Source organism: Gracilibacillus salitolerans (assembly GCF_009650095.1).
Taxonomy (GTDB): Bacteria; Bacillota; Bacilli; order Bacillales; family Amphibacillaceae; genus Gracilibacillus; species Gracilibacillus salitolerans.
Genome location: NZ_CP045915.1, coordinates 4,727,642 through 4,744,664, shown reverse-complemented (window position 1 = coordinate 4,744,664; position 17,023 = coordinate 4,727,642). Strand labels below are relative to the sequence as shown.

Below are 17,023 nucleotides of genomic sequence, written 5' to 3'. Positions count from 1 at the left end.
AAATTGGAATGCGAAATAAATATTTAGTGATTTATCAGGAAATGGTTCAACAAATTGAACAAAGGAAGTTTAAAGCCAATCAATTCTTGCCTTCAGAGAACGAATTGACAGATAAATACGAAACCTCCAGAGAAACGATAAGAAAAGCATTGAACCTGTTAGCACAAAATGGCTATATACAAAAAATTAGAGGAAAAGGTTCGATGGTAATTGATCGTAGTAAATTTGATTTCCCTGTATCAGGGCTTGTCAGCTTTAAAGAGTTAGCGGATAAAATGGGGGAGAAGCCGGTTACTACGGTACACCGTTGTCAGCTTATTAATCCTGCCCGTTATCTGAAAGATCAATTAAAATTGAAGGGGAAGAATCAAGTGTGGGAAGTGATTCGTTCCCGGGAATTTTCTGGACAGAGTATTATATTGGATAAGGATTACCTGGTGGAAAAATATGTTCCGTCTATGACGGAAGATATTGCGAAAAAATCAATATATGCCTATCTTGAAGACGTATTAGGTCTGGTCATCAGTTTTGCTAAGAAAGAAATTGTTGTAGAAGAACCAACAGAAGAAGATCGCGACGTTTTAGATTTAGAAGGATTCCACAATATTGTGGTCATCAAAAACTATGTCTATTTAGATGATGCCAGCCTGTTTCAATATACAGAATCCAGGCACCGTCCAGATAAATTTCGATTTGTAGACTTTGCTAGACGGATTCATTAAATTATCAATGTGGGCACGAAGTCGAAGTTAAATAATCTAAGGCTTTCGCCATATTGACGAAAGCCTTAGATTTTTCGTGCCAGTTCATAATTAGCTATAAAATGTGCGAAAAGGAACTATCTTATGAGACACATCCATTCCCTTGTACTTTGTAAAGCAATTTCTGCAATGGAAAAATTATTACCAAAAGAAAAATGGTAAAAATGCGATCGTTGCGATAGCGCCGAGAGCAATACCAAGACCTAGCCCTCTGCGATATCCAAAAAAGCCGTATCCGTATCCACCAATTCCTCGTCGCCCATCAAGTGGATCAATAAATACCTTAGAACGATTAACTCCTCTAATAACACCTCTATGGACCTCCCCGTGGTGTGTAACAATTTTCACGGGTCGACCTACGTTTTGACAGCAAAAATCATAATGTGACATCATTAACCTCCTTTCTCCATATCAAGCAATTCACCGAAGACTACTATTAGACTATGCGAGAAAGAGATAATATTGTGGTCACCTGTTCGTCGGCATTTGCACTAATTATTTATCTGTTAGCGAATCTAGCTCTGCCAATATTTGATGGTTAGGAGTTTGCAATAATGTGGTTATGGAGTCTTTTTGTTTCTCCATATAACGTTGAATAATGTTGTAACCAATAATATAACCAATATTTTTAGGGACACCATTAAGTCCGTACATAATCATATCGTGTTTAGGGTGATCTCTTTTCAAATGTTGAAGAGGTGCAATCCATTTCTTCCATAAATCTTCTAATATCTCATCCGTTACCCTTTCTATTCTTTTGTTTCCGTAAGCGGCTCCTACCTTTTTTCGCACAATCCATTCAGCAATACCTTCTAATATAATAGCGTCTAGTAAGGTATACTCCATTTCTTTCTTCGGAAAATGATGAAGTCTGCAAATATGACTGTATTCATGAAGGAATAAAGCAACTATTTCTCGATTGCTGGCATTCTTTTGTAAGAATAAGAACAGCTTGTCAGGGTAACTTAAGCCAGCATTACTGTTGTACCATTCTTTCAACTCCCTGATTTCTTCATTAGAAGGAAAAATAAATATATCAGGTTCAGGTCCATTCCATGCGTTTTTGCATTTTTTATAAATGTTGTTCACTTTAGATAAATAGTTTTGTTGTATCCATTTTTGTGCGTCTTCTTTATTTAGATTAGAAGAGAATAACCCATGGCGTAATAAGTGTTCTTGGATTGCTTCAGATGGGATACCTTCAAAAAACTTGGTTAACGGTTCGCAAATAATAGATTGATGTAAAAGATGCAGCTCACTTCGGTCTTTATCATCTTTTTTATCCGTGAATTTCTTAATCCACTTATCAGTCGCATATATGGTCATGGTTATCTCCTCGCTTTTTAGCTATGAATAAATAAGTATGAAGATCGTGAGCATATTCAGTATTTAACTGGTAATGTTCATTTAATGTCTGCAGCAAATCATTTGATAGATATGGAGGAAGTGTGATCGGTGTGCCTGTCTCTTTCTCGATTTTTTCTACATAGACGGTTTCGTAATTATTGTCTATTAACTGCTTTAACCAGTCTTCTTTGGATAATAATTGAGGTAATTGGTAAAATGTTTTCATTCTTTCTTCACCTATATCAGGTAAAGTTTTTGATTTCACCATTTCTAAGAGTACAATTTGTCCATTCGGTTTAAGTAAGTTCGTAAGCTTTGGGAGGCTGTTACCGATAGTTGTAAAAGCCAAGGCAGACTCAGAAATTATTAGGTCGAAGAATTGATGTGTAAATAAAAGATCTTCTATATTTTGTTGCATGATTTCTGTGTTTTGGAGATGTTTTGTTTTGTTCCTGGCATTGTTTGTCATGTTAGCAGAGCTGTCGATACCATATAAAAAAGCTGTTGTTTGATCTCGTAATTGTAGAAGAGTTTCGCCTGTTCCACAGCCTATTTCTAATACGTTCTTCAGGTTTGTAGGTATTTGTTTTAGCCATTTTTCTGTTGCTGCTTTTCCTCCAGGATGTGTATAACCAATCCCGAGTTGTGCTATGAGCTCATGATAACTAATCATTGGAAACATTCCTTCCTGGGATTCGAAGTTTTCCTATTATGATGGTTTATCACGGTGCTAATCGTCCATTAAATCCCCATTTCAAGGTTTAAGTAACTAAGTGGGTAATAATGGCCGTTAACACTCTGATAAGTTTCGCTAAATCCCAAGTGGGGGACCCCTCGCTGAGGAAAGTCACACTTTATATTTGGGATTAATTGTAGTATGATTAAATATTAGTAAGAATAAATAACAAGTTGTATATAGTGTATACACAACGTCTAAAGAAGGTGAATGGATTGGAACAAAAAGAGATTGAATTATTGAAATTATTAGAAAAAAACGGTCGAATGGATAATGATACCATTAGTAAAATGTTAGATGTAGCTCCTGTTGAAGTGGAGGAAATGATTAAACAATTAGAAAAGGAACACGCTATCCTTGGATATTCTACACTTGTAGATTGGTCTAATGTCTATGAGTACGAAGGAGTGGCGGCTTTAATAGATGTAAAGGTAACACCAGTGAGAGGTGTTGGCTTTGATAAAATCGCTTCCAGAATTTATCGTTTCCCGGAAGTGAAGGCAGTCTATTTAATGTCAGGTGCTTATGATTTAAGTGTTTCTGTCGAAGGGAAAACAATGATGGAAGTTAGTCGTTTTGTATCGGATAAATTGTCCACGTTAGATACGGTACTTTCCACTACAACTCATTTCATTCTGAAAAAATATAAGCATGATGGAATTATTTTTGATGAAGGTGACGATGATGACAAACGAATCATGGTGACACCATGAGTAAATCATACTTAGCAAACCATGTTAAAGAACTACAGCCATCTGGTATTCGCAAGTTTTTTGATCTTGCTTCTCAAATGGATAATGTTATCTCGCTGGGGGTTGGGGAGCCGGATTTTGTAACTCCTTGGAATGTAATAGAAGCGAGTTATCATTCTTTGGAGCAAGGGTATACTGCCTATACGGCTAATGCGGGTTTAATCGAATTAAGAGAAGAGATCAGTAAGTATCTTCGAGATACATTTTCTATTTCTTATAATCCGGAAGATCAAATCTTAGTGACAGTAGGTGCCAGTCAGGCGATTGATTTAGCTTTACGAGCGATTGTGAATCCTGGAGATGAAGTGATTGTTGTCGAGCCGTGCTTTGTTTCCTATAGTCCTGCTATTTCGTTGACAGGTGGTGTACCTGTATCTGTAAGTGCTACAGCAGATAATGAGTTTAAGATTACACCAGAACAAATCGAAACAGCGATAACGCCAAGAACAAAGGCTATTGTTTTGTGCAGTCCTAACAATCCAACTGGATCGGTGTTAAGCAGGGAAGAATTGTACGGAATAGCGCAGGTTGTACGAAAAAATGACTTAATTGTTTTATCCGATGAAATTTACGCAGAGCTAGCTTATGATGAAGCAGTAACTAGTATCGCATCTGTCGATGGAATGAAAGAGCGGACGATTGTGATTTCCGGATTTTCTAAATCTTTTGCTATGACAGGTTGGCGACTCGGTTATGCTGCGGGTCCAACAGCTATTATGCAAGCTATGACAAAAATTCATCAATACACAATGATGTGTGCACCGACAATGGCACAACATGGGGCGTTAGAAGCATTACGCCATGGAAATGAAAGTGTCAGAGAAATGAAGACCAGCTATCGTCAACGTCGGAATTTTGTCGTGAAAGCATTAAATGAGATGGGGTTATCATGCCATTTGCCTGGTGGTGCATTTTATGTATTCCCATCTATAAAAGAAACTGGTTATAGCTCAGAAGAATTTGCGCAAAAATTATTAGAAGAAGAAAGAGTTGCCGTTGTACCGGGACAGGTTTTTGGTGAAAGTGGAGAGGGATATATCCGTTGTTCCTACGCTACATCAATTAAACAATTAGATGAATCTATGAAAAGAATGCGACGATTTGTTAAACATAATAGTGAAATATAAAAGCCAACAGTGTAACATACTGTTGGTTTTTATTTTTTAGTTCAGTTTTTTGTATTTTAAAATTAACTATATAGTTGTAAGTACAAGTTGACTCGTTTATAATAGAAGTTAATGAGAAAGGAATGGAAAGGATGTCAAAGATGGATGTAAAGCGTATTCATAATGTGGAAATCGATATTGCCAAAGGCGAAGATATTCGATTACCGGAACAAGTACTAGTAGATCTCAATGATAACATTACCGCAGAGTTTAATGTAAGCTGGGATTCTGTTAATAAAAATGAACTTTTTGATAAAGGAAGCCTTGAGGTTGAGGGTGAGGTGGAACATAAAGATTACCCTAAGCCTTTTATTGAACAGCGAGCAGACCCATATTTATATAAGCATACAGATGGTTACTATTATTTTACAGGCTCATACCCATTGTATGACCGTGTTGTCTTAAGAAGAGCAAAAACAATTGATGAATTACCACAAGCAGAGGAGAAAGTGATCTGGTGGAAACATGAATCAGGTATAATGTCTGAACATATTTGGGCACCAGAGATCCATTTTATTGATGGGAAATGGTATATTCATGTTGCTGCCGGGGACAAAGATGATGTTTGGGCAATTCGTCCGTATGTATTAGAATGTGATGCAGAAAATCCATTAGAGGGTGAATGGGTAGAAAAAGGACAAATTAATACGGAATTTCAAAGTTTCTCTCTTGATGCAACAACATTCGAACATCAAGGCAAACGTTATCTAGTGTGGGCGCAAAAGGTGGATAATGATCAAATTTCGAACCTTTATATCGCTGAAATGGAGAATCCATGGACGATTAAGAAGCAAGTTCTCCTATCCATTCCAGAGTATGATTGGGAAGTAATTGGCTTTGATGTCAATGAAGGTCCTGCAATGATTAAGAATGATAAAAAAATTTTCATAGGATTTTCTGCGAGTGCTACAGATGAAAATTATGCGATGGGATTATTACATGCCGATGTAGACAGTGATTTATTAGATCCAGACTCCTGGACGAAAGAAAAAGATCCTGTGCTGGTATCCAGTGATAACACGAGCGAGTATGGACCGGGACATAATAGTTTTAGTGTTGATGAGGATGGCTACGAACTTTTAGTTTACCACGCTCGTCCATATAAAGGGTTTAATACAGAGAATCCATTATACGATCATAACCGACATGCGCGTATTCAACGCCTATTCTGGACAAAAGACGGTTTCCCTTACTTTGGAGAACCAGGTTATCAATTAGATTTTTCTAACCATAAAGCAAAAGCAATAATTACCTTGAAATGATAAAAAGCCGGGTGCAGTGTAAAATAAGCACTCGGCTTTTTCTGATATTGGCGCCAGACACTGCCGGAATAGTCTAAGATAAACAACAAATCATCAAGGGATATAGAAAGATTTGTTGAATAAATCAAGATAAACAACAAATCCACTAGGAATGAACAATGATTTGTTTTAAATAATTTTGGCCAGACAAAATCTCCCCAAAATACTTTCTCAGTCCTATTGGAGTGAAATAACCTAGTTTAATTAATGACGTATTCGATTTCGTCGTATTTTCTCGAGTATTTGATATGGAAGTTTTTTCCGTCAAAGTACCAGATGTCGGATTCTTCAACAAAGAAATGAATGCCTTCTTCTGTTACTTCCACTCCGGGGTTGTTAGGTTCGGTCTTTTCCAACGCCAAAGAAAACCCTTTATGTACACCGCCGAATCCGCCATATCTGGCAAAGAAGCGGATGGCATCGCCTTCTTCTAAATTCAGTTCTTTTATAAACCATTTTGCTGCCGGTTTTGTAATGGACATTTCCATCTATGTTCATCCTCCTTACTTATTCTATACTAACGAAAATATGTAGTTGAAGCTAGTAGTAGCATTTGTAAGATAATTACTGTCAGATTATCTTACAAAACTTTGTGCAATATATGGATGTCACTGTATAATCTTATTAAGGTCATCTTACAACGGTATACGGAATTAGGTGGTGTATTGCATGGCAGAAAGTCCTTCCTATAAAGAGCGAAAAGTTATTACCATTGGTGTCGTAAGTGAATTAACGGGTTTATCGGAACGTCAAATTCGGTATTATGAAGAAAGAAAGCTAGTATTTCCCGAACGTTCTCCGAAAGGAAATAGAAAATATTCCTTTGCAGATGTAGAATTGTTAATTGATATTGCCAATAAGCGAGAAGAGGGCGTTCAAACTTTTGAAATAAGACAAGATATGATCAGGGAAGAGAAGAAGAAGGAAAAGAGAATGCGCAAACAATTACTGCGTGGGGAAATCAATGCTCGATTTGGTATTCAAAAAGAAAGATAAAGAAAAACTTAGCTTATCACCAAGTACTGGCGCAAGCCTTTGTTTTCTAATACTATCCGAAAGTATAAAAAGAAAGAGAAGCCTAATGAAAATCAGGCTTCTCTTCTTTTCTTTCGGGATTATAACGAGTGAATTTTAGGGCGTTTTGTTTTTCGAATTCCAGACAAAATTTTTCATAATCATTGACAATTTCGCTAATTGGTTTGTTGTAAAGTTCTTGATTATTCCTGTCCACAATACCCTTGGCCATCAACTGTTGAATCAGATACACTTTTTGTTTTTCAACTGCTTCCCGTAAAAAAGCCATTGGATTAGCCTCCTATTTATTTAATTCATAAGCATATTCAATGTAAGAAAAGTATTACCAATTTTGTTATATGTTATACAAAAAAGGATCATGTCATTTTATTTGAATTGTGTCTGAATTGTATAATTTTTGAAATATATTTAATATGAAATGGATGATTTCGCTGATATCATAAATTGATATATAATTAAGGAAATAGTAAAGAAAGTAGAGTGTTGAAGTAGAATATGTCTTTACTATATGCCATAATTCTAACTTTGTCATGGCTAATGTCAACAAAGTTTACATACTTTTAAAGAATTTTATTAAGGAGTTTACAAATGTCTAAACCAAACGTGTCAATTATCATTACAACCTATAATCGCAGGGTAGCGTTGGCAGAGTTATTAGCAGCTCTTGTTGAGCAAACCTACCAAGAGTTTGAAGTTATTATAATTAATGATGCCGGAACAAAAATAAATGATGTGGCGGCATTGTATCCTGAATTAGATACAACCATCATCGATTTACTCGAAAATCGTTATCATGTATATGCAAGGAATAGGGGGATTGCGAAAGCAAACGGAGACTTGATTATGTTAATGGATGATGATGATCTGCCATTACCAACACATTTAGAAACAATGATCAAGCATATGGGAGATGCTGATCTTGTTTATTCTGATGTGGAAATTGTTAATTATCAGGAAACCCGTGAGAAGAGAATTCCGATTGATCATCACATATTTGCTTATCACTTTGATGTCGAAGCTATGAGGAAATTTTCCACTTATGTACCATCCGGCAGTTTGTATCACAAATCGATACATAAGGAAATTGGCCTTTTTGATGAAAGTGTCCGTAACTATTGGGATTGGGATTTCTTTTTACGGGTAGCAGAAAAGTACCGCATTAAAAGAGTACCGATAGCGAGTGTCTTATACGAGTTTTCGGAGTCAGGGAATAATCAGTCAAAAAAACTTGATAATATGCGTTATTATTTGGACCGGCTTAGTGCTAAACATCAGTTAGGAAATTTACCTACTAAAAATTTTTATCTATTATTAGAAGAACCTGACGTGAAGAAAAGAGAGGCACCAAGTGATCGGATTTGGGATGGTGTGACGATGCCTGTATCAAGACTTGGTTTGTAGGAGGATGTTTCTTGAGTAGACACCGTGATTTTACCAGTGGGAATATATGGATGGATCTGTTTTATTTTTCTTCTCCTATTATGTTGGCTCAACTCTTGCAGGTCTCTTATCAGTTTATTGACAGCTTGTGGGTAGGGAATTTAATTGGGGCAAATGCATTAGGTGCGGTAAATATATCAGGTACAGTTATTTTTACTGTACTATCCTTTATTATCGGAATTAATAATACGACGTTAACTGTACTATCTCAGCAAAAAGGAAAGGGAAATGAAGAAGGGGTCCAAACCTATGTGAATGCTTTTGTGGTAACATTGTCAACTTTAGCGATCATCATGGGTATATTAGGTTTTATTTTTGCGCGGCCCATTTTGTTATTGTTAGGAACACCAGAGACAATGATGCCAGAAGCAATGACATACTTGCGTATTAATGCGATAGGGATTCTGTTTTTAGTTGGCTATAACTTTATCAGCACCGCTTTACGTGCTGTCGGAGACAGTAAAACACCACTATTATTTGTAGCGATTGCCGTTCTGTTAAATATCGGGCTTGACCCATTATTTATTTCTGTTTTTAATCTGGGTGTACAAGGTGCGGCCATAGCGACCATTTTATCACAAGGTTTTTCCTTTGTTTATGGTGTTATCTATGTAATCAAGAAAAAAATAATTCCATTAAAATGGCCAACGTTACCGTTATGGTCAGAAGTAAAGCTGATTTTAAATCTCGGCATTCCGTCCGGTTTACAAATGGCTGTTATATCTGCTGGTGCTGCGGCAATTATGAGTGTTGTTACATCACACGGAGAAGCAGTTGTTGCTGGTTACAGTGCAGCTCAGCGCTTAGACAGTCTGTTTTTACTGCCGGCACATGCGCTGGGAGCCACCGTTAACAGTATGGCTGGCCAAAATATTGGTGTAGGCAAATGGGGCCGTGTCAAACAAATTGCCACGTACGGTGTTCTGTACAATACCGTAATTATGTTTCTGTTTGCCGGTATAATTGTGTTATTTGCCGAATTTGGTATCAGCTTATTTATTCAGGAAGAAGCGGCTGTTCAATTCGGTGCTACATATTTAATAATTATTGCTTTCTTTTACCCATTTTTAGGGATTAATTTCGTCTTGAATGGAATTGTAAGGGCGTCAGGGGCGATGTATCAGGTGTTAATTTTAAACCTGCTTTCCTTTTGGGCACTTCGTTATCCGTTAGCATATCTTTTTTCTGAAATAATGGGGGAAGATGGCATTGGTTACGGAATTGGTGTAAGCTTTATGTTAAGTAGTGTAATAGCATTTTTATATTATCGCTTTGGCAAATGGCGTGACAAACGTATCTTTTCCTAGCGTTAGTCCTCCGGAAAGGGAGGATGTGTTTGTGAAAATGTAACCGTTTTACTATTGGAGAAGGAGTGTATGTAATGATTCGAGTTGGATTTATTGGAACTGGCAGATTCACGAGGCATCATGTGGAAATTTTACAGGAAATTGAAAATGTGAAAGTGGTAGGATTTGTTGGATCGAGTCAGGAAAAAGCAGAGCATTTTGCTGCAGAGTATTATGAGACAACAGGTTATCAGAATTTAGAAACAATGATTGCTCATGAACAGTTAGATGCCGTGTATATTTGTGTCCCTCCAATGGCGCACGAAAATTATGAAGAAATACTGATTGAACACAATGTCCCTTTTTTAGTAGAAAAACCGTTAGGAGTCGATGAAGATAAAGTACAACAAGTAAGGCAAAAAGTGATTAAAAAAAATCATCTTACAGCAGTCGGCTACCATTTCCGTTATGCTGATACAGTGAAGAGGTTTCAAGAAATGCTGAAAGAAGCCGATGTCGGTACTGTAATGGGAAAATGGATGGGCTCTATGCCTGGTGTGTACTGGTGGAAAGACCAAGCGCAATCAGGAGGACAATTTAATGAACAGACAACACATGTCGTTGATTTAATTCGCTTTTTATTTGGTGAGGTGAAGTCTGTCTATGCACAAGAGAGTAATGCAGTTACTGCAAAAAGAGACTCATCTATAACTGTAGCAGACGTAGGATTGTTTACGTTAACATTAGAAAGTGGTTTGTTAGTCCAAATCTCGAATACATCCGTTTTACCAGGTGGTATAGGTGAGGTTGGTATTAATGCTTATACAGATCAGGGGATTGTTGAATGGCAAATGGGTCATATCGAAAAGAAAACGGAAGCTAAATTAGAGAAATATATAGCTAGACAAAATCCGTATAAAAGAGAAAATGAAGCCTTTCTCCATGCTGTGAAAACGGGGGATCGCTCTAAAATTCTCTCCGATTATGAGGATGGCTGGAAGTCCTTTAAAGTCGCATTGGCAGCCCAAAAATCGATTCATGAAAAAAGGGTTGTAAATCTTAGTGAATGGAGCGAATAAATAATTAAGTTTCGTACATAGTAAACCTACAGGGCAAAAAAATTCCTTGAGGTGATATATATGTACAAATATATAGTATATTTATTCATGATTGTAATGATTGGTTTGATGGTTGGCTGTAACGAGTCTTCCTTAGAACCGGAAGATCAAAATATTCAACCAGAGAATGTAGGTTTTAGTGGTCAAAATGACGGAGGAGATCAAGGAGAAGTTCCAGTTAACCCTGGGCGAGAGCAAAATATTTTTGAGGATGCTAACCCGAGGGGATGGTTTGGTCAAGAAGACCGTAACTATGGAGCAGATCAGGAGCAACAACAAACAACGCAACAAAGACAGCAGACAACGGAGAATAACCAGCAAACAGAACAACAAAATGATGATTATATAGATCAGAATGAAGAGCCGCAATCATTTGATAGAGATTCGTTAGATGGACTAAGACAAAAAGTGGTCGAGTTAACGAATCAGGCTCGCAGTGAAAATGGTGCTGGATCTTTAAAGTTTGATCATGAGTTAGGAAACGCTGCGCAAAAAAAGTCAGAAGATATGGCAGAGAATGATTATTTTTCTCATACTTCCCCAACTTATGGATCTCCTTTTGATATGTTACAACAGTTTGGCATTGATTATACTAAAGCTTCAGAAAATATTGCTGCTGGCCAAGAGACAGCAGAAGAAGTCGTACAAGCTTGGCTCGATAGTGAAGGGCATCGTGAGAACATGTTAGACCCTGAGGTTACTCATATTGGTGTCGGCTATACTTCTGATGGTAACTATTGGACCCAACTTTTTATAAAGAAATAAATTTGCAGGGATTAGCCTTTAACTGGGCTAATCTTTTTTTTAACTTTTTATATGCGTGAAACTTGGTTTCTGTTGAATCCGCTCTAAATTTTAAACGTATGAAAGTTTTCGCTAGTTATATTCAGCATCCGTTTGCTTTACGAAATTAGAGTCAACTCCCTTTCATTTACTTGTATTTCAATCTATAATAGGAAGTTATTAGTACAACTAGAGAAGGGAGCCATACCATTGGTACGAGGAGAATCAACCATACCTTTAAAGATGCTATTATTTTGTTTTCATGGAGCAAATACAATTATAGTTAGTTTTTTACCATTATATCTTCAATTTAAAGGCTTGAGCGGTACTGAAATTGGTTGGGTAATGGCGATTGGACCCTTTGTTGCAATTTTTTCGCAACCATTTTGGGGTTTTATGAGTGACAAGCATCAAACTGTAAAGAAAATTCTAATGTTATGCTTAATAGGACTGATAATTAGTAGTGCCTTCTTTTTACAAATGGGGACGCTGCCGTTATTATTAACATTTGGAGCAACCTTCTTTTTCTTTGCAGCTCCAATTGGGGCGTTGGGAGACAGCTTATCACAACGAAGAGCAGATCAGTTAGGGGTATCTTTTGGTGCGATTCGAACATGGGGATCAATAGGCTTTGCCGCTTCTTCCTTATTAGTCGGCGAAATTTTGTCACGTATCGGTATTCAGTTTATAGTATGGCCATACCTGGTATTAGCAGGGGCAGCATTTATAGTAAGTACACGATTAGTAGACGTAAAAGTGGAAACGCCCCCCATTCAATTTAAAGATATCGGAATTTTACTAAAAACAAAACCCTATATTATATTTCTTGTCTTGATTGTATTTATCACGATTTCGCACCGTGCCAATGATAGTTTCATTGGTATTTACATTGCGTCGCTCGGGGGATCAGAAGATATGGTTGGTTTTGCCTGGTTCGCAGGAGTTGCAAGTGAAGCTATTGTTTTTGCTACAGCGGGTTTATGGTTCCGTAAATTCCATCCACTTATTTTTATTATTGGAGCAGGCTTGCTTTATTCTATTCGTTGGTATTTTTATGCGGCATTTGATGATCCGATGTTGATTGTTGCATTACAATTTTTGCATGGTTTAACGTTTGGTGTCTTTTATTTAACAGCTTTTCATTATGTAACAAGACTTATACCAAAAATATTGCAATCAACAGGTCATTTAGTATTTGCGTCGACTTTCTTTGGTTTGTCCGGAATTATTGGCTCACTCGTAGGTGGTTTAATTATGGATAACCTAGGCGGATCTTCTTTATATTTATTTATGGGTATTTTAACAACAGTGGGAAGCGTGATGATGCTTGTGTATCATTGGTTACCTTTTGGAAAATCTTAATACGAAATATGGTGAGAAATAATGGAGTTTATTGGGGTGTTAATCCCGATATTTAGTATTTTTGCGATTGGATATATCGGAATAAAATTTTTGCGTGTAGATATTAAGCCAATTTCAACGGTGACCTTATACTTGATGTCACCTTTTCTGGCTTTTCGAACATTTTATCAAAATGATTTAAATATGGATTATGTATATTTAGGTGCATTTTTATTAATGTTATGTATTATCAGTTTGCTATTTTGTTATGTTGCCGGCTATTTTCGAAAATGGGATCAGCCGGTCCAAAGTGGTTTTATCCTAGCGTCTGTGTTCATGAATAATGGGAATTATGGTGCACCGCTTGTGTTATTGGTGTTTGGGGAAGAAGGGTTCCATTATGCGATTATTTTAATGGTATTGCAGACTTTAATTATGTGTACGATCGGTATATATTTTGCGGCGAAAGGTGGTACATCTGGGCGCAGAGTAAAGATCTCTCCGTTAAAAGATGTCGTCAAAGTACCCATTGTGTATGGTGCTATATTAGGGATTATGTTTAACTTAATCGGTTTTACTATCAATGAGCAAATGATGACAGCGATTGATATGGTATCCGATGCCACCATTCCAACAATTATGATTGTGCTAGGAATGCAGTTGGCTAAAATTAAACTTAGTGATTTAGAGTTTGGACGTGTCAGTTTAGCGGTTGTGTTTCGATTGGTACTCGCTCCAGTTATCGCTTTCTTTTTAACCTTGCCATTACCACTGGATGAAATGGTGAAGGATATTCTCATTCTGACTGCAGCAATGCCAACCGCAGCTAATACAACTATGTATGCCTTGCAGTTTGGATCAAGACCAGGGTTCGTTTCAAGCGTCACGTTAATTACTACGTTGTTAAGTATTATAACCTTGCCGATACTATTAATGATTTTAGTCTAAAACCTGGTGGGGTCCACCTGTAATTCTGTTCTTTTTATTAGTTATCCAAATTTTCTGAATTATTTTAACATTAGAATTTCTGACAAAGGTATTGAATTCGCTGACTGAATACTATATGATAATCGTTATAAAATGTATAAATACAAAACGGAGTGAATATTTATGAATAAATGGATGATAAAGGGATTTGCTGTTTTATTGTTAGCAATTCTTGTAGCATGTGGTACAGATGACAGTTCAGATCAAGAGGAAGGAACGAATACTTCAGATGATAAACCAACTCTATCTGTTGTAACAGAAGCTGGATTTATGCCTTTTACGTATTTAGATAAAGGGGAAGTAGTTGGATTCGATATTGATTTATTAGCTGCGGTCATGGATGAAGCAGGTTATGACTATGAATTAGAGAATGTAGGCTGGGATGCCATGTTACTTTCTGTAGAGGAAGGCGATGCGGACCTTGCTATTGCAGGAATCACGATAAATGAAGACCGTAAACAAACATATGACTTCTCTGCACCTTATTTTGAATCTACACATAAGGTAGTGTTCCGTGAAGGTGAAGATATTACTAGTGGCGAAGATATTAAAGAATTAAAAGTAGGTGTTCAATCAGGAACAACTGGTGCAGAAGCGGTGGAAAAGATTTTAGGAAAAAATCATGAAAATATTTCAAAATATGATTCCAATACGTTGGCGTTAATGTCGCTTCAATCTGGTGATGTTGATGCAGTCGTAACCGATAATGTAGTAGCGGATGAATATGTGGCCAATAATCCAGATGCTAACGTTGAAATGATTGCAGATCCTGATACGTTTGAATCAGAATTCTACGGAATCATGTTCCCGAAAGGAAGCGAGATTCAGGAAGACATTAATGAAGCTCTTGCAACTGTAATCGATAATGGGGAATATGCAGAGATCTATGAGGAATGGTTTGGAGTAGAACCAAACACAGAAGCGCTAACCCAATAAAACACCAATCAAAAAGCGTAACGACAACCCCGTTACGCTTTTCCTTTGTGTGGAGGAAGAAAAGCGGAAAGCCCCGTTCAGAAACGTAGGACTTGGACTGAACCGTAGGAGATAAAGGAATCACGGTGAGCTTGCGAGCCGATGATGACTTATCGTACAGAGGTGAGGGAAAGGCCATAGTTTCTGGTGCTTGGAGCTAGACAGAAGAAAAGCGGAAAGCCCCGTTCAGAAACGTAGGACTTGGACTGAACCGTAGGAGATAAAGGAATCACGGTGAGCTTGCGAGCCGATGATGACTTATCGTACAGAGGTGAGGGAAAGGCCATAGTTTCTGGTGCTTGGAGCTAGACAGAAGAAAAGCGGAAAGCCCCGTTCAGAAACATAGGACTTGGACTGAACAGGTAGCCTGTGGGGAAATAAGTATATTTCTAAGGGTTACTCCCTGTTTTACTAAGAATAAAAAAGGGAAACAAAAAGCAAAGTATAAGTAAGAAAGGAGCTCATAACATGGACTTTAGATTTGATATCATCGTCGAGTACTTCCCATTTTTTATGGAAGGTATGGGATTAACCATCCTTATGTCAGTAATCGGTGTCTTAATGGGGTGTATACTCGGTTTTTTTATTGCATTAGGGAAAATGTCGTCTATTCTAATTGTTCGTCTGCCATTTATTTGGTATATTAACTTTTTAAGAGGTACACCTCTACTCGTGCAATTATTTTTATTTCATTATGCTGTATTACCAGCAATACTCGGATCAACAACTCCTGTCATCTCCGTCATGGTGACATTGTCACTCAACTCCTCGGCATATGTTGCAGAGATATTCCGTGCAGGATTACAATCGATTGACAAAGGTCAGGCAGAAGCGGCACATTCATTGGGTATGAACAAATTCCAAGTAATGCGTCATGTTCTCCTGCCACAAGCATTTAAACGTTCGATTCCGCCACTAGGTAATGAATTTATCGTTTTACTGAAAGATTCGTCTCTAGGTGCAATGATTGCAGCACAAGAATTATTATATTGGGGGAGAGCAGCATCTGGACAATACTTAAGAGTATGGGAACCGTACTTAATGGTTGCGTTGGTTTACTTAGTATTAACCCTTAGCTTAACCTACTTATTAAATTATCTAGAAAGAAGGTTAGATGTAAAATGATTTCTGTCAAACATTTAAAAAAGTCTTTTGGCGATTTAGAAGTGCTGAAGGACATTAGTGTAGATGTCGGTCAAAAGGAAGTTGTCGTTGTAATCGGGCCTTCTGGTTCAGGTAAATCAACATTTTTGCGCTGTCTTAACTTAATTGAATCGGTAACAGATGGAACAGTGTCAATTGATGGTGTGGAGTTAACAGATAAGAAAGTAGACATCAATAAACTAAGAGCAGAGGTTGGAATGGTATTTCAACAGTTCAACCTCTTCCCACATAAAACTGTTTTGGAAAATATCACCTTGCCGATTGTCACAGTAAAAAAATGGAGTAAACAAGATGCAGAAAAAAAAGCAAAAGATTTACTCCAAAAAGTAGGTCTATTAGATAAAGCAGATGTGTATCCAGAATCGCTCTCAGGAGGTCAAAAGCAACGTGTTGCCATTGCCAGAGCTTTAGGAATGGAACCGAAAGTGATGTTATTTGATGAGCCTACCTCTGCATTAGACCCAGAGATGGTTGGGGAAGTGCTAGGTGTTATGAAGCAACTAGCCGAAGAAGGAATGACGATGGTCGTCGTTACCCATGAAATGGGCTTTGCTAAAGAAGTTGGAGATCGTGTCATTTTTATGGATGAGGGCTATGTAGTAGAAGAGAAAGCACCCAAGCAACTATTCGAAAACCCGCAACATGAACGAACAAAAGCATTTTTAAGTAAAGTATTATAACCATAGATTCAATAAGTATGAACCCGCTTCGTTGATTTTTTAATGAAACGGGTTTTTGTTTTGCATAGCATTCATTATTTAGAAGAGGAGTGTTAATTCTCTCTCTAAGGGATCTTCAAATTTGCGCAATTTCGAACAACGGGACGTCTAG

General features: G+C 37.3%; 19 protein-coding genes. 14 read left to right on the top strand and 5 right to left on the bottom strand.

All coding sequences use genetic code 11. The features are described from left to right. The first annotated feature begins 8 nt into the window (after positions 1–8). Positions 9–722, top strand: coding sequence for a trehalose operon repressor (gene treR, locus GI584_RS22225; protein ID WP_100358709.1), 714 nt, complete (start codon positions 9–11; stop codon positions 720–722). Between the two features lie 180 nt (positions 723–902). On the opposite strand, the gene GI584_RS22220 is transcribed toward treR, so the two are convergent. The 3 genes from GI584_RS22220 to GI584_RS22210 form a co-directional block, all read right to left on the bottom strand. After that, positions 903–1,151, bottom strand: coding sequence for a hypothetical protein (locus tag GI584_RS22220; RefSeq protein ID WP_100358710.1), 249 nt, complete (start codon positions 1,149–1,151; stop codon positions 903–905). A gap of 105 nt (positions 1,152–1,256) precedes the next feature. Further along, positions 1,257–2,087 (bottom strand): DUF2268 domain-containing putative Zn-dependent protease, encoded by an 831-nt coding sequence (locus GI584_RS22215; RefSeq protein ID WP_100358711.1) that lies wholly within the window; start codon positions 2,085–2,087, stop codon positions 1,257–1,259. Further along, positions 2,068–2,781, bottom strand: coding sequence for a class I SAM-dependent methyltransferase (locus tag GI584_RS22210; protein WP_194842071.1), 714 nt, complete (start codon positions 2,779–2,781; stop codon positions 2,068–2,070). Before GI584_RS22210 ends, GI584_RS22215 begins: the two co-directional genes overlap by 20 nt. Before the next feature lie 278 nt (positions 2,782–3,059). Between GI584_RS22210 and GI584_RS22205 the strand changes: the two genes are divergently transcribed. The 3 genes from GI584_RS22205 to GI584_RS22195 all read left to right on the top strand — a co-directional run bounded on the left by GI584_RS22205 (position 3,060) and on the right by GI584_RS22195 (position 6,024). Continuing rightward, on the top strand, positions 3,060–3,557 hold the full coding sequence (locus GI584_RS22205) for an Lrp/AsnC family transcriptional regulator (protein ID WP_100358713.1): 498 nt from the start codon (positions 3,060–3,062) through the stop codon (positions 3,555–3,557). Then, positions 3,554–4,723: an aminotransferase gene (locus tag GI584_RS22200; protein ID WP_153792655.1), complete on the top strand. Its 1,170-nt coding sequence runs from the start codon at positions 3,554–3,556 to the stop codon at positions 4,721–4,723. Before GI584_RS22205 ends, GI584_RS22200 begins: the two co-directional genes overlap by 4 nt. Positions 4,724–4,863: 140 nt before the next feature. Beyond that, positions 4,864–6,024: a family 43 glycosylhydrolase gene (locus tag GI584_RS22195; protein WP_153792654.1), complete on the top strand. Its 1,161-nt coding sequence runs from the start codon at positions 4,864–4,866 to the stop codon at positions 6,022–6,024. Positions 6,025–6,263: 239 nt separating this feature from the next. Here GI584_RS22195 and GI584_RS22190 read toward each other — a convergent pair whose 3' ends face one another. After that, complete coding sequence (locus GI584_RS22190; RefSeq protein WP_153792653.1) at positions 6,264–6,551, bottom strand: HesB/YadR/YfhF family protein; 288 nt, start codon at positions 6,549–6,551, stop codon at positions 6,264–6,266. A 181-nt stretch (positions 6,552–6,732) separates the two neighbouring features. Between GI584_RS22190 and GI584_RS22185 the strand changes: the two genes are divergently transcribed. Beyond that, a complete protein-coding gene (locus GI584_RS22185) occupies positions 6,733–7,059 on the top strand; it encodes a MerR family transcriptional regulator (RefSeq protein ID WP_100358717.1) in 327 nt (108 codons plus the stop codon). Positions 7,060–7,141: 82 nt separating this feature from the next. Here the strand turns inward: GI584_RS22185 and GI584_RS22180 are convergent, their stop codons facing one another. Next, positions 7,142–7,366 carry a hypothetical protein gene (locus GI584_RS22180; protein ID WP_153792652.1) on the bottom strand — a complete coding sequence of 75 codons (225 nt, stop codon included), beginning with the start codon at positions 7,364–7,366 and terminating at the stop codon, positions 7,142–7,144. Between the two features lie 320 nt (positions 7,367–7,686). On the opposite strand from GI584_RS22180, the gene GI584_RS22175 reads away from it, so the two are divergent. The 9 genes from GI584_RS22175 (at position 7,687) to GI584_RS22135 (ending at position 16,872) form a co-directional block, all read left to right on the top strand. Beyond that, entirely contained in the window at positions 7,687–8,499 is an 813-nt protein-coding gene (locus GI584_RS22175) for a glycosyltransferase family 2 protein (protein WP_153792651.1), read from the top strand. Positions 8,500–8,510: 11 nt separating this feature from the next. Then, entirely contained in the window at positions 8,511–9,845 is a 1,335-nt protein-coding gene (locus tag GI584_RS22170) for an MATE family efflux transporter (protein ID WP_100358720.1), read from the top strand. Positions 9,846–9,919: 74 nt separating this feature from the next. Then, positions 9,920–10,903, top strand: a complete 984-nt coding sequence (locus tag GI584_RS22165) for a Gfo/Idh/MocA family protein (RefSeq protein ID WP_153792650.1) — start codon at positions 9,920–9,922, stop codon at positions 10,901–10,903. A gap of 60 nt (positions 10,904–10,963) precedes the next feature. Next, positions 10,964–11,707, top strand: coding sequence for a CAP domain-containing protein (locus GI584_RS22160; protein ID WP_153792649.1), 744 nt, complete (start codon positions 10,964–10,966; stop codon positions 11,705–11,707). Positions 11,708–11,935: 228 nt separating this feature from the next. After that, on the top strand, positions 11,936–13,087 hold the full coding sequence (locus GI584_RS22155; protein WP_100358723.1) for an MFS transporter: 1,152 nt from the start codon (positions 11,936–11,938) through the stop codon (positions 13,085–13,087). A 21-nt stretch (positions 13,088–13,108) separates the two neighbouring features. After that, entirely contained in the window at positions 13,109–14,014 is a 906-nt protein-coding gene (locus GI584_RS22150) for an AEC family transporter (RefSeq protein WP_100358724.1), read from the top strand. Positions 14,015–14,176: 162 nt separating this feature from the next. After that, a complete protein-coding gene (locus GI584_RS22145; protein WP_100358725.1) occupies positions 14,177–14,989 on the top strand; it encodes a basic amino acid ABC transporter substrate-binding protein in 813 nt (270 codons plus the stop codon). A gap of 507 nt (positions 14,990–15,496) precedes the next feature. After that, positions 15,497–16,153: an amino acid ABC transporter permease gene (locus GI584_RS22140; protein ID WP_153792648.1), complete on the top strand. Its 657-nt coding sequence runs from the start codon at positions 15,497–15,499 to the stop codon at positions 16,151–16,153. Beyond that, a complete protein-coding gene (locus GI584_RS22135; protein ID WP_100358727.1) occupies positions 16,150–16,872 on the top strand; it encodes an amino acid ABC transporter ATP-binding protein in 723 nt (240 codons plus the stop codon). The genes GI584_RS22140 and GI584_RS22135 overlap by 4 nt, the downstream gene beginning before the upstream one ends. The last annotated feature ends 151 nt before the right edge of the window (positions 16,873–17,023 follow it).

Bases quoted from the DNA above. Each gene is read 5' to 3' on its own strand.
- GI584_RS22140 (WP_153792648.1), top strand. From the start codon at position 15,497: ATGGACTTTAGATTTGATATCATCGTCGAGTACTTCCCATTTTTTATG.
- GI584_RS22185 (WP_100358717.1), top strand. From the start codon at position 6,733: ATGGCAGAAAGTCCTTCCTATAAAGAGCGAAAAGTTATTACCATTGGT.
- GI584_RS22180 (WP_153792652.1), bottom strand. From the start codon at position 7,366: ATGGCTTTTTTACGGGAAGCAGTTGAAAAACAAAAAGTGTATCTGATT.
- GI584_RS22175 (WP_153792651.1), top strand. From the start codon at position 7,687: ATGTCTAAACCAAACGTGTCAATTATCATTACAACCTATAATCGCAGG.
- GI584_RS22165 (WP_153792650.1), top strand. From the start codon at position 9,920: ATGATTCGAGTTGGATTTATTGGAACTGGCAGATTCACGAGGCATCAT.
- GI584_RS22190 (WP_153792653.1), bottom strand. From the start codon at position 6,551: ATGGAAATGTCCATTACAAAACCGGCAGCAAAATGGTTTATAAAAGAA.
- GI584_RS22220 (WP_100358710.1), bottom strand. From the start codon at position 1,151: ATGTCACATTATGATTTTTGCTGTCAAAACGTAGGTCGACCCGTGAAA.
- GI584_RS22210 (WP_194842071.1), bottom strand. From the start codon at position 2,781: ATGATTAGTTATCATGAGCTCATAGCACAACTCGGGATTGGTTATACA.
- GI584_RS22200 (WP_153792655.1), top strand. From the start codon at position 3,554: ATGAGTAAATCATACTTAGCAAACCATGTTAAAGAACTACAGCCATCT.
- GI584_RS22195 (WP_153792654.1), top strand. From the start codon at position 4,864: ATGGATGTAAAGCGTATTCATAATGTGGAAATCGATATTGCCAAAGGC.
- GI584_RS22150 (WP_100358724.1), top strand. From the start codon at position 13,109: ATGGAGTTTATTGGGGTGTTAATCCCGATATTTAGTATTTTTGCGATT.
- GI584_RS22135 (WP_100358727.1), top strand. From the start codon at position 16,150: ATGATTTCTGTCAAACATTTAAAAAAGTCTTTTGGCGATTTAGAAGTG.
- GI584_RS22145 (WP_100358725.1), top strand. From the start codon at position 14,177: ATGAATAAATGGATGATAAAGGGATTTGCTGTTTTATTGTTAGCAATT.
- GI584_RS22160 (WP_153792649.1), top strand. From the start codon at position 10,964: ATGTACAAATATATAGTATATTTATTCATGATTGTAATGATTGGTTTG.
- GI584_RS22215 (WP_100358711.1), bottom strand. From the start codon at position 2,087: ATGACCATATATGCGACTGATAAGTGGATTAAGAAATTCACGGATAAA.
- treR (WP_100358709.1), top strand. From the start codon at position 9: ATGCGAAATAAATATTTAGTGATTTATCAGGAAATGGTTCAACAAATT.